This window comes from Ruegeria sp. BJ6 (assembly GCF_056537885.1).
In genome coordinates, this window is sequence record NZ_JBQFSG010000006.1 from 1 (window position 1) to 11,470 (window position 11,470).

Genomic DNA, 11,470 nt, shown 5'->3' on the forward strand with positions numbered 1-11,470 from the left:
AGACCTGTTCGCTGCAGTCCCGGAACTCACCGAAAAACTCGGTTGAGTTGGAACAGAGATTTTTCGACGAAAAATCCTGCAAGGCCCGCCAAATGGCGGGCCTTTTTTTATTCGACCTCCAGCACGGCGCGATAGAGGTCTTCGGCAATTCGCTGATGCATCGCGGGGCCCAGCATGTGTTCGGCAAGCGGCTGTTGCAGCGTTCCGAACAACATATCCTCCAATTCCTCGGACTCACCGGATACCCGCACTGGCGTTTCGATAACCCGGGCGCAACGATCCTGCACCTTGGCGATCATATCGGCGCCCACCAGCGCCGGCTCGCAGCCAAGTAGGCCGCCCTGCGCAATGGCCAGCTCTCCCTCGTAGCGGAGCCAGAGCAGGATGACCGGACGATTGATCCGTTCCAAAAGACTGCGCATGCGTGTGATCCATATCTGCCGCAACTCCTGCGCAATGACCTCGAATCGTGCATCCGCGTATTGCAGCAGGTGACTCAGCAGGTGGCGCACGAAGTGGAAATCGGTGAAGTCCACCTCGGGGTAGAGTGCAATCAGATCCTTTGTGGGTTGCAGAAAGCGGTCGTTGCGGCGCGGATGAACGCGGTAGAACCGGTTCGAGACGCCTGTCGCGCCGGGGACCTGCAGCACGCAGATATTTGATCCATTCATGAGGTCTGGCACGTTCCGGTCTTGTGACAGCGCCTCAAGCCCGCAAGAGAGGCTCCCGAAATTAATGCACTTTCGATCCAGCCGTTGTTCCAGCAGGGACGAATATGGCCGGTCGACAAACCGGCCAAAGGTTTCGACCCCGCCGAAACAGGCGATATATGATCCCTCAAGCGCCCGTTGAGGACCGCGAAACTGAAGTTTTGAGCCCCCATACATACAACTGGTTTCAGTGGCCGCAGGAAGGCCCGGATTAAGATAGCTCATCTCACTCACCCAATTTTGTTCACCCGGTTGCCACCTTGAAGCCGCAAGTATTGCGATTCCGCTAATGTGCGCATTTGAAGCAAATCGTCTGCTCCTCTGCCTCTTGCCGCCTGCCCCGCACTGCCGGTAAGGTCGCGGCACCCTGTGGAAAAAGGCATCTTCGGAATGGACATAAAATCGGTCGGAGTGATTGGCGCGGGTCAGATGGGCAATGGGATCGCTCATGTTCTGGCATTGGCGGAATATGACGTAATGCTGACCGACGTAAGCCAGGACGCGCTGGACAGCGCGATGGTGACGATCGAGGCCAATCTGGCGCGTCAGGCCGGTCGGGGGAAAATCTCGGACGATCAGCTGCATGCGGCGCTGAAGCGGATTTCAACCACGCTTGCCTTGCCCGAGCTGGGGCAGACCGATCTGGTCATCGAAGCGGCAACAGAGCGCGAAGCGATCAAGCAGGCGATTTTCGAGGACCTGCAGCCGCATCTGCAACCCCATACAATTCTGACATCCAACACGTCCTCGATTTCGATAACGCGGTTGGCCAGCCGCACGGACCGACCCGAGCGGTTCATGGGGTTTCATTTCATGAACCCGGTGCCGGTGATGCAGCTGGTTGAGCTGATTCGCGGGATTGCCACCGATGAGGCGACGTTCAAGGCCTGTAAGGCCGTCGTCGACCGTTTGGGCAAAACCGCGGCAAGCGCCGAAGATTTTCCGGCCTTTATCGTGAATCGCATCCTGATGCCGATGATCAACGAGGCGGTCTATACCCTCTATGAGGGGGTCGGGAACGTGCAGTCCATCGACCAGTCAATGAAATTGGGTGCCAATCATCCGATGGGCCCGCTGGAGCTGGCCGATTTCATCGGGCTGGATACCTGTCTTGCCATCATGAACGTTCTGCATGAAGGGCTGGCCGACACCAAATATCGCCCCTGCCCCTTGTTGACGAAATATGTCGAGGCCGGGTGGCTTGGCCGCAAGACCGAACGGGGATTCTATGATTACCGTGGGGACGTTCCGGTTCCGACGCGGTAACAGGAGGGGGCCAACCCCTCGCCCGGATGAAATTCGGGCTTACCCCGGGGATATTTTCGGCAAAAGGAAGCGGCGGGTCAGTCGCGCAGCGACAAGGTATGTTTGCGCAGCCACGCCATGAAGCCGCGCGGATCGCGTTCCAGCAGCTTCATGTCTTCGTCGGATACAGGTTCTCCGATCACCGGCGATTGCGGTTTGTTGCAGGATCGGACGATTTCGTGCAGCAGCAGACCCTGACGCAGGATCGGGGAAATCCGGTTGGCGATCTGATACCAGCGCGAATTTGAGCCGGGGAAAAATATGGGTACAACCTTCGCACCTGAACGACGGATCATTTTGGCAGTGAAGACATTCCATTCCCGCTCGATCGCCGGGCCGAACCAGTTGTCGGATGACATAACCACACCTGACGGGAACAAGGCGACAACCCCGCCTTCGGCCAGATGTTTCATTGCCTTGCCGCGCATCTCGAGCATTTTGGACTGCGCTTCGGGATCGTGAGGAAACGGCACCGGGATCATGAACGAAGTCGCCGCCTCGTCAAGGCCGGTCAGGACCGAACGGGTCAGAATTCGATAGTCGCTGCGCACGCGGCCAATGAGTTCGGCAAAGATCATCCCGTCAACCATGCCGTGCGGGTGGTTTGCGACCACGATCACCGGCCCTTCTTTCGGTATGCGGGCGAACTGTTCTTCAGGCGTGGTCAGGTCTATGCCCATGACCTTGAGCGCGCCGCCCCAGAACTTCTGACCGCGGTAAAGCTCGTTCTGCTTTTCGAACTTGTTGACCATGCGCAGGATGGTCAGTTTTCCCGTACACCATTCGATGGCCCGGATGGCGGTCGAGGTCCAGGCATCATCAAACGAATTGGCATAAGTCAGGGTTCTACGGTCGTAGATTTCGCCCTGATCTTTGGCCCCATCCGCCATCGGTCCGGTCTTGGTATCGTGAGCGGTTTCCGCCAATTCCTGGTCTTCCCGTTCTTCCCATCGCAGCGGCTGCGAAATCAGAACCCTTCGCCGAACTTGTCGTTCACAAGAGTCTCAAGAGCGTCCGCCAATGCCTCAGCATCCGGGCCGGACGTTTCGACGTCAATAGTGGTTCCGCGCGACGCTGCCAACATCAAAAGCCCCATAATGCTGTCGCCAGACGCATAAAGTCCGTCCTTGGACACCTCTGCCGTAGCGTCAAAACCTTCCACAACTTCGACCAGCTTGGCCGACGCGCGGGCGTGCAAGCCCTTTTCATTGACGATTTTCAAACTGCGATTGATCATATTCAAAAATTCCGGTTCAATCTAACGTAACATTTTGCGTATTAATGTACTTCCGTCCAGCCTCCATCGCGTGGCGGACGGCATCCGCAACCGGCAGGTGGCGGCTTTTGGCCAGTTTGATCAGCATCGGAAGATTTGCCCCATAGAGAATGCGACGATCCTGCGGCGCGCAGGCACGCAGGCTGAGGTTCGATGGGCTGCCGCCGAACAGGTCGGTTACCACGACAACACCATCCCCGGTATCCACCCCGTCGGCAGCGGCACAGATTTCAATCTGCTTGGCCTCGCGGTCATGGTCGGCTTCGATCGGAACTGCGACAAGCCCCGGCTGCTGCCCCACGACATGCTGCATGGCGGCCAGGTATTCCTGAGCCAGACCCCCATGCGCTACGATTACGATCCCGATCAATCCGGCCTCACATTCAAAGAGCGACGTTCCATTTCGCGATGCCTAATTGCCACCTGCTGCCCCTGCTCTGCAAGTGCCTTTGCGACCGCTTCGGCCACGGTCACCGACCTGTGTTGTCCGCCGGTGCATCCGAAGGCCACTGACAGGTGCGCTTTGCCCTCGGCGCGATAGGCGGGCAACAGAATGCGCAGCAGATCCACGATCCGTTCGAAGAAGGGCGCGTAATTCGCATCTGCACCTACATAGTTCGCCACATCCGGATTTCGACCGTCAGCGGCGCGCAATTCGGGTTTCCAGTAGGGGTTGGCCAGAAACCGGCAGTCAAAGACCATGTCCAGCCCGCGCGGCAGCCCACGTTTGTAGGAAAAGGACTCGATCGATACCGCTAGATGGCGCCCCCCTTCCGGGGCAAACCAATGCTCAACCTCTTCGCGCAGTTGATGGATGTTCAGCGTGCTGGAATCGATCAGCGTGTCAGCAATTTCCCGGATGGGTTGCAGCAGTTCCTTTTCCTGCTGAATCCCCGTTTCAGGACTGGCATCCGAGGCCATCGGGTGACGGCGGCGCGTTTCGGAGAACCGACGTAGCAGCACTTCGTCACTGCAATCCAAATAGAGCGTTGTCAGGTCTAACTGCTCCATCCGGCCGAGTTTCGATACCAGTTCGAGAAACCCGATTGTCGAAAAATCGCGGTTCCGGGCATCTATGCCAAGCGCCATGGGGCGCATTGGTTCCGGGCCTTCCAGAAGACGCTCAAGCAATCCCATCGGCAGGTTATCGATGGCTTCGAACCCGAGGTCTTCGAGCACATGGATCGCCGTCGAGCGACCCGCCCCTGACGGGCCTGTCACCAGCACGATACGTCTTTGTGAATTCAAGTTCTGGGCCATTCCGGTCCGACACGCCCCGTTTTCATCAATTGAACCAAAGATGCGGCAAAATGTGGGGATTTTACAGCGCGAAGCAAGGGAAGGGACTGTTTGAGAACCTGCACGTTTTCCGGTTCCGGCAAACGGGCAGTTTCCTCGGTATCCAGATCAAGCACCCAAGCAAGGCTGACGGGCCCTACCGGGTCGGCCTGCAACAGGCCGATACCGCGGGCTTCGATCAGACCGCGTATCGGTTCGGGCGCCTGAGCTGCAACCGTTTCGCCCTCCATCCACAGATTGACCCGGTCGTCCGATACGAGGGCCGCGCCCATCCCCATCATCTGGAGCGCAAGTGCGGATTTTCCCGAGCCCGACCTTCCGGTAATCAGCAATCCCCGATCATGAAGAGTGACGCAACTTGCGTGGACTGTCGCGGCGTCCTGATTGGTCACGGCTGACAGAACCCGCACACTCATGGGTCAGACAGGAAGCCCCACGACGAATCGCGCGCCCAAAGGCTCGGATGTGATATCGGCCTCGGTCGGGCGGATGTTTTCGGCCCAGATCACGCCACCATGCGCCTCCACGATTTGTTTGGATATCGCAAGGCCGAGACCGGAATTCTTACCGAAATGTTCAACTGGCCGTTGCGAGTAGAATCGCTTGAACACCTTGGCCAAAGCTTCGTCCGGAATGCCCGGGCCGGTGTCTTCGACAACGACCAGAACCCGGTTGTCGCGTCGCCGGGCCCAGACGCGGATTGCGTCGCCATCCTGACAAAACGAAATCGCATTGGTGATCAGATTTACAAATACCTGCGCCAGCCGCGCCTCAAGCCCTTCGATCACGATCGGATCAGACGGCAGGTCGGAAATATAGTCGATTCCCTTGGATCTGGCGTCTTCGCCAAGGTATTGACCAAGATTCTCCAAAAGCTTCAGCAGGTCGAAAGGTTGCTGATCTTCCTTCACCAGTTCGGCATCCAGACGCGAGGCGTTGGAGATATCGCTGACCAGACGGTCCAGGCGGCGCACGTCCTGCTCGATGACATCAAGCAATTTGTCCCGCTGATCCTCTCGTTTTATGAACCGCAGAGTGCCAACCGCAGATTGCAGGCTGGCAAGAGGGTTCTTGATCTCATGCGCCACATCCGCCGCAAATTGTTCATTGGCCTCGATACGGTTGTACAGCGCCGAGACCATACCCCGCAGCGCGCGGCTGAGGCGCCCGATCTCGTCCGGGCGGGCCGTGAGGTCCGGAATGCGGATGCGCCCGGGATTGACTTGCCGTGTCCCCCGATCCTTGCCCATTTCCGCAGCAGCGGCCAGATCCGCCAGCGGGTTGGCGATTGTTGAAGCCAGAACAAGGCTCAGCCCCACCGAAACCAAAAGCGCGATCACGAACATCTGCAGAACGCGTTCCTGTTCCTGTCGGCTGAGCGCGTCAATTTCGCCCGCAGGACCGGACATGGCAATTGCACCGATGGCAATTCCGTCACGCATTATCGGTGTGGCTGACACGATAACCGTGTCGCCAACTGAATCGGACACTGCATTCACCTGCACATGCCCTGCGATCGCGTCGGGGATCAGCGCCTGAATCCGGTCCGCCAAAGGCGGTGAAACACTGTGCGCGGAACCGCTGAAAACCGATGAGACGCCGTTCCACACCGCGGTGAGCGCATCGCTGATCAGCGTGTTACCTGCAGCGGTCGCGCTGTCGGTCCGCATGAGCGCCGGCAGATTTGAGTCCGGAGCCTTCCCGCGCGTCCAGCCGACAAGTGTGCCGGCCTGGTCGTAAACGAACACTTCGACCCCGTCCCGCAGGCTGAGGCCGGCCAGTGTTTCCTTGACGTCGATGCCGCTTCCGCTGGTCAGGCTGTCTGCTGGACCGTCGCGAAGCTGGGTTTCGAATACATTACTGACCAGTTGCGCGTCGCCGACAACGCTGCGCGCGCGTTGCTGCACCTGTTCTTTCCGCGAATCATCCAGGTAAAGCAGACCGGCAACAAGAATGACGAGCGCGATAAGGTTGAACGTGATGATCTTGCGCGCAAGCGGCGATCCCCTGAGCGCAAACAGGTTGCGCCCTGATCGCTTCGAGCGCAATTCGGATGATGCCGGGTCTTGCGGGATGACCCAGTCATCCCCAAGAACGACGTCCCCGTCGCGTGGTCCGCTAACTTCTCCGGTATCCCGCACGAAAACCCCTTAACTCATTTCCGGCTGCCGCGCTTAATCTTCGTTGTACCTGTAGCCGATCCCATAAAGGGTCTCAATTGCCGAGAATTCGGCATCAGCCGTACGCATCTTTTTGCGCAGGCGCTTGATATGGCTGTCGATGGTACGGTCATCCACATAGACCTGATCATCATAGGCCACGTCCATCAGCTGATCACGGCTTTTGACAAAACCCGGACGCTGCGCCAGCGCCTGCAACAGCAGGAACTCGGTGACTGTCAGGGACACATCGTTGCCCTTCCAGCTGACCGCGTGCCGCAGAGGGTCCATGCGCAGATGTCCGCGCTCCATCACCTTGGCATCACCGGTATTTGCGACCGGAGCATCGCCGGAAGTGACTTCCTGACGGCGCAGCAATGCGCGAATTCGTTCAACAAGCAGACGTTGGGAGAACGGCTTTTTGACATAGTCGTCTGCCCCCATCCGCAAGCCCAGAACTTCGTCGATCTCATCATCTTTGGAAGTCAGAAAGATAACCGGCATCTGGGTTTTCTGCCGCAAACGCTGCAGCAGATCCATGCCATCCATCCTTGGCATCTTGATATCCAGAACGGCCATGTCCGGCAGCTTTTTGTTGAACGCATCCAGCGCCGCCTGACCGTCATTATAGGTTTCGACCTCGAACCCTTCGGCCTCGAGCGTCATGGATACGGACGTCAGGATGTTTCTGTCGTCATCCACCAGTGCAATCTTAGACATGGGAAATGCCCCTGCTCTCTATACGCGATATTTCGCCTATTTGCACCGCATTCATGGCGTTTTTGAGGCGGCGAATCAATGCGAATTCGCAAATTGTGCACTTATCGCCACAGTGTTGCGGCAAAAATACCTTAGTTGACCGCCTTTCACCGCCCGGACTGCTACAGAATTTTCATGATGGCGCTAAACCTTAGCTTGGTTGCGCTAACTGCGCCAAACCGTCCTGTTCATGCCCCGAACGACCATGATAAGACGCGCGCATCCGCCGGAACGATCCGGTAATTTGCCCAATGAGCGCAGATGGCCCCAATCGCCGCAGCGCCGCCATAGGAGAGAATACGCATGACATCTGGACGGGTTAACCCGCAATTCCGCCTCGAAGATCAGGGCATCGAGGGTCTGGGCAATGTCTATTACAACTTCATGGAACCGGCGCTGATCGAAGAGGCACTCAAGCGGAACGAAGGCACGCTTGGAAATGGCGGGGCCTTTCTGGTCACCACCGGCAAATTCACTGGCCGCTCGCCCAAGGACAAACACGTTGTAAAAACCGACAGCGTGTCAGACACCATCTGGTGGGAAAACAACGCCGCGATGAGCCCGGAAGGTTTCGACGCGCTTTATGCCGATATGCTGGAGCATATGAAGGGCCGCGACTATTTCGTGCAGGATCTCGTCGGTGGCGCCGACCCCTCCTACTCGATAAACGTTCGCATGGTAACCGAACTGGCTTGGCACAACCTGTTCATCCGTCACCTGCTGCGTCGCCCGGATCGCGAAGATCTGGACGAGTTCACCGCCGACTTCACGGTCATCAACTGCCCCAGCTTTCAGGCAAATCCTGAAAAGCACGGCTGCCAGAGCGAGACAGTGATTGCGCTGAACTTTGACCGCAAGCTGATCCTGATCGGTGGCACCGAATATGCGGGCGAGAACAAGAAATCCGTTTTCACTCTGCTCAACTATATGCTGCCCGAAAAAGGCGTGATGCCGATGCACTGCTCGGCCAACCACGCGGTCGGCAACCCGGTCGACACGGCGGTGTTCTTTGGCCTTTCCGGAACCGGCAAGACCACCCTGTCGGCTGACCCGGCGCGGGTGTTGATCGGTGATGACGAACATGGCTGGTCGGATCGCGGCACCTTCAACTTTGAAGGCGGCTGCTATGCCAAGACGATCAACCTGAACGCCGAAGCCGAGCCCGAAATCTATGCCACGACTTCCAAGTTCGGCACGGTGATCGAGAACATGGTGTTCGACCCGGAAACCAAAGAGCTGGATTTCAACGACGATTCGCTGACAGCCAACATGCGCTGTGCCTATCCGCTGGAGTATATCTCGAACGCGTCCGGCAGCGCTTTGGGTGGACATCCGAAGAACATCATCATGCTGACCTGCGACGCCTTCGGTGTTTTGCCTCCGATCGCACGGCTCACACCGGCGCAGGCCATGTATCACTTCCTGTCGGGCTTTACCTCCAAGGTCGCCGGAACCGAGCGTGGCGTTACCGAGCCGCAGCCGACATTCTCGACCTGTTTCGGCGCACCGTTCATGCCGCGCCGCCCCGAAGTTTACGGCAACCTGCTGCGCGAAAAGATCGCCCAGCACGGCGCGACCTGCTGGCTGGTCAACACAGGCTGGACCGGCGGCGCCTATGGTGTTGGCAGCCGGATGCCGATCAAGGCAACCCGGGCGCTGCTGACGGCCGCTCTGGACGGATCGCTGACCGAGGCAGAGTATCGCAAGGACTCCAATTTCGGGTTTGACGTTCCGGTCTCGGCCCCGGGCGTGGCCGAGGTTCTACTGGACCCGCGCCGGACCTGGGATGATCAGGCCGCGTTCGACAAGCAGGCGGAAAAACTGGTGCAGATGTTTGCCGAGAACTTCGAACAATATCTGCCCTTCATCGACGAAGACGTAAAAGCCGTCGCCATCGGTTAACGGGAAAGAGGCGCTCGCGCCTCTTTCACAACCGTCTGTCGCACAGCGACAAGATCAATCTATATATGGTTGTATTTGGGTGAACGAATATACAAATCCGTTGCCCGGCCACAAATCATGCGGTATTTCGACTAACTACTACCAAAATCGCCCGACGCGTTGGCGCCGGGCGTGAATTGAAAGAAACTTTGGGCAACTTATGCGCACTCACTCACATTCGCGATCAAAGCTGCCTAATACGAAAGCTACAGTATTATAAAGGGGATGAGTGTCAATACGAGACCTGAGGGCAATGCCCCGGTTCAGGACGGCCCGGACAAGTTATCCGTGCCTGTATTGACATGACGGCAAAGTGGTAAAGCTATGACAGAAATTTCGAAACTCGCCGAATTGCGCAAACTGATGCAAAGCATGGAACGCACGCTGGGGTTGGAGGAGTTGTCGCCGGTTGAACGCGACATCTATTATGCCGCAGGTGAATTGTCCAAATCCGAACAAGAGGTCCGCACCTTTGGTCTGATCGAACACACTCTGCTGCAGAGCGTTTCGCGCCCGACCTTCTTTCGCGCGCTGAAATCCTTGGTTCAAAAGGGTTACCTTTCGCAAAGCGGGACTGCAAACAGGGGACGTTACGTCGTTCATGCCCCCAAATAGCGGTCGCACCCCAAGCGGCAGCGGCTGAATCACGTGCGCGCTTGGGTTTCCGAAACATTCTTTGCCTCGCTGGCCTATGTCGTGGCGTCGATACTGACCTTCGAGGTTTTGTCGCCACTTCAGAACATGTTCTTTCCCGAATATCCCAGCCGCGCGAGCCTGCTGTTTCTGCCGCATGGTGTTCGGATATTGGCAGCCTGGTTGCTGGGATGGCGTGCCATTTTTGCCCTGCTACCCGGGGTGATTCTGGTATTTGCATATATCGGCGGAACGGATGTTTTCTTGCCAAGCCGCATTATGGCGATCCTGATCGCCGTCACGACTGCTCCTGCGGTATTCTACGCACTGAAATGGATCGGATGGGACTTGTTTCCCAAACCTGACCGCAAACCATGTTGGGCGTGCATCATGGGCGTTGGGGTCGTCACTTCGTTTCTGATGTCCAGCCTGACAAACATGGCCTTCGGCAGCGCCACGGTTGAATATATCGCCTTCCTGATCGGCGACATTTCCGGCCTGTTTTTCCTGATGCTGGGTTTGCTTTTTGCCTTTCGCTATTTTGAAACGCGTGGATGAATTTTCACCCTGTCAACGCACGCCGGACAAGGTTCAGCCCCGCAAGCAGCAGAACGAACAGGGTCGCCTTACGAAACGTGGCTTGATCGATCCTGTCCTGCAATTGCATCCCCAGCCATAGACCAGCCAGCGCGGGTGTGATCAGCAGCAGGGAAAACGGGACCGTTTCGGCCCTGAGAATCCCCGATCCCATATGGGCGACAGTCAGTGCGGCGGCACCCAGACCATAGATCACACCCTGAATGCGAACCTGATCGTTTTTTGGTGTATTCAGCGCGGTCAGATAAGCAACCGTGGGCGGCCCCCACACCCCGGACATGCCTCCGATAAAGCCCGCGATGGACCCTGCCACCGCTTCGATCCGGGGCGATCTTTGCTGCAAGGTCAGTCTGAAACCCAGTAACTGAAGCAGGGCAAAGAACACAACCGGGGCACCGATCATCATCAGGAAGGTCGAGGCAGGAACGAGGCTAACCAATTGCGCGCTGATCAAAAGAAAGATCAGCCCGACACTCAGAAACACCCGAAATGCGCGGATCGAGCGGATCGCGGCCTCCGCCCCCTCGCGCAGGGCCTGCACGCCATTGGTCGCCAGCGTCGGCAGGATCAATCCCGCCAACGCGACATCGGGCGGGAGCATCATGCTCAGACCTGAAACCATAATCATGGGCATAGCGAATCCCACCATTCCCTTGATCATCCCGGCCAGAACCGCAACGGCACATGCGATGGCCAGATCTTGGGGCGTAAACAGCGAAAACAGAGACATGCCCCTTCATATCATTCGGAAACTTCTCTGCACTGCAAAAATTACTGGGTAATTTTCGAAC

Annotated in this window: 13 protein-coding genes; 4 read left to right on the forward strand and 9 right to left on the reverse strand. The window is 57.5% G+C overall.

Annotation, left to right across the window (positions count from 1 at the left end; genetic code table 11):
- Positions 1–107: 107 nt before the first annotated feature.
- Positions 108–935 (reverse strand): DUF6473 family protein, encoded by an 828-nt coding sequence (locus tag ACR0D6_RS13395; protein WP_480765849.1) that lies wholly within the window; start codon positions 933–935, stop codon positions 108–110.
- A gap of 165 nt (positions 936–1,100) precedes the next feature.
- On the opposite strand from ACR0D6_RS13395, the gene ACR0D6_RS13400 reads away from it, so the two are divergent.
- Positions 1,101–1,976, forward strand: coding sequence for a 3-hydroxybutyryl-CoA dehydrogenase (locus ACR0D6_RS13400; RefSeq protein WP_170653962.1), 876 nt, complete (start codon positions 1,101–1,103; stop codon positions 1,974–1,976).
- 77 nt (positions 1,977–2,053) lie between these two features.
- Here the strand turns inward: ACR0D6_RS13400 and ACR0D6_RS13405 are convergent, their stop codons facing one another.
- From ACR0D6_RS13405 to ACR0D6_RS13435, 7 genes are read right to left on the reverse strand one after another with little or no spacing between them, the layout of a single operon-like run.
- On the reverse strand, positions 2,054–2,941 hold the full coding sequence (locus ACR0D6_RS13405; protein ID WP_170653964.1) for a lysophospholipid acyltransferase family protein: 888 nt from the start codon (positions 2,939–2,941) through the stop codon (positions 2,054–2,056).
- A gap of 41 nt (positions 2,942–2,982) precedes the next feature.
- Complete coding sequence (locus ACR0D6_RS13410; RefSeq protein WP_170653966.1) at positions 2,983–3,252, reverse strand: HPr family phosphocarrier protein; 270 nt, start codon at positions 3,250–3,252, stop codon at positions 2,983–2,985.
- A 16-nt stretch (positions 3,253–3,268) separates the two neighbouring features.
- Positions 3,269–3,661, reverse strand: coding sequence for a PTS sugar transporter subunit IIA domain-containing protein (locus ACR0D6_RS13415; RefSeq protein WP_170653968.1), 393 nt, complete (start codon positions 3,659–3,661; stop codon positions 3,269–3,271).
- The gene (gene rapZ / locus ACR0D6_RS13420) at positions 3,658–4,551 is read right to left on the reverse strand and encodes an RNase adapter RapZ (protein ID WP_480765850.1); all 894 of its coding nucleotides are present in this window, start codon (positions 4,549–4,551) and stop codon (positions 3,658–3,660) included. The genes ACR0D6_RS13415 and rapZ overlap by 4 nt, the downstream gene beginning before the upstream one ends.
- Positions 4,536–4,982, reverse strand: coding sequence for an HPr kinase/phosphorylase (locus tag ACR0D6_RS13425; protein WP_480765851.1), 447 nt, complete (start codon positions 4,980–4,982; stop codon positions 4,536–4,538). Before ACR0D6_RS13425 ends, rapZ begins: the two co-directional genes overlap by 16 nt.
- Before the next feature lie 27 nt (positions 4,983–5,009).
- On the reverse strand, positions 5,010–6,731 hold the full coding sequence (locus ACR0D6_RS13430) for an ATP-binding protein (protein WP_480765852.1): 1,722 nt from the start codon (positions 6,729–6,731) through the stop codon (positions 5,010–5,012).
- A gap of 33 nt (positions 6,732–6,764) precedes the next feature.
- On the reverse strand, positions 6,765–7,469 hold the full coding sequence (locus ACR0D6_RS13435; RefSeq protein WP_170653976.1) for a response regulator transcription factor: 705 nt from the start codon (positions 7,467–7,469) through the stop codon (positions 6,765–6,767).
- A 342-nt stretch (positions 7,470–7,811) separates the two neighbouring features.
- Between ACR0D6_RS13435 and ACR0D6_RS13440 the strand changes: the two genes are divergently transcribed.
- From ACR0D6_RS13440 to ACR0D6_RS13450, 3 genes are all read left to right on the forward strand, one after another.
- The gene (locus ACR0D6_RS13440; protein WP_480730019.1) at positions 7,812–9,410 is read left to right on the forward strand and encodes a phosphoenolpyruvate carboxykinase; all 1,599 of its coding nucleotides are present in this window, start codon (positions 7,812–7,814) and stop codon (positions 9,408–9,410) included.
- A 363-nt stretch (positions 9,411–9,773) separates the two neighbouring features.
- The gene (locus ACR0D6_RS13445; RefSeq protein ID WP_170653980.1) at positions 9,774–10,064 is read left to right on the forward strand and encodes a hypothetical protein; all 291 of its coding nucleotides are present in this window, start codon (positions 9,774–9,776) and stop codon (positions 10,062–10,064) included.
- Between the two features lie 33 nt (positions 10,065–10,097).
- A complete protein-coding gene (locus tag ACR0D6_RS13450) occupies positions 10,098–10,640 on the forward strand; it encodes a hypothetical protein (protein WP_480765853.1) in 543 nt (180 codons plus the stop codon).
- 4 nt (positions 10,641–10,644) lie between these two features.
- Here the strand turns inward: ACR0D6_RS13450 and ACR0D6_RS13455 are convergent, their stop codons facing one another.
- A complete protein-coding gene (locus ACR0D6_RS13455) occupies positions 10,645–11,409 on the reverse strand; it encodes a sulfite exporter TauE/SafE family protein (protein WP_480765854.1) in 765 nt (254 codons plus the stop codon).
- Between the last annotated feature and the right edge of the window lie 61 nt (positions 11,410–11,470).

Bases quoted from the DNA above. Each gene is read 5' to 3' on its own strand.
- ACR0D6_RS13395 (WP_480765849.1), bottom strand. From the start codon at position 935: ATGAGCTATCTTAATCCGGGCCTTCCTGCGGCCACTGAAACCAGTTGT.
- ACR0D6_RS13400 (WP_170653962.1), top strand. From the start codon at position 1,101: ATGGACATAAAATCGGTCGGAGTGATTGGCGCGGGTCAGATGGGCAAT.
- ACR0D6_RS13410 (WP_170653966.1), bottom strand. From the start codon at position 3,252: ATGATCAATCGCAGTTTGAAAATCGTCAATGAAAAGGGCTTGCACGCC.
- rapZ (WP_480765850.1), bottom strand. From the start codon at position 4,551: ATGGCCCAGAACTTGAATTCACAAAGACGTATCGTGCTGGTGACAGGC.
- ACR0D6_RS13435 (WP_170653976.1), bottom strand. From the start codon at position 7,469: ATGTCTAAGATTGCACTGGTGGATGACGACAGAAACATCCTGACGTCC.
- ACR0D6_RS13440 (WP_480730019.1), top strand. From the start codon at position 7,812: ATGACATCTGGACGGGTTAACCCGCAATTCCGCCTCGAAGATCAGGGC.
- ACR0D6_RS13445 (WP_170653980.1), top strand. From the start codon at position 9,774: ATGACAGAAATTTCGAAACTCGCCGAATTGCGCAAACTGATGCAAAGC.
- ACR0D6_RS13455 (WP_480765854.1), bottom strand. From the start codon at position 11,409: ATGTCTCTGTTTTCGCTGTTTACGCCCCAAGATCTGGCCATCGCATGT.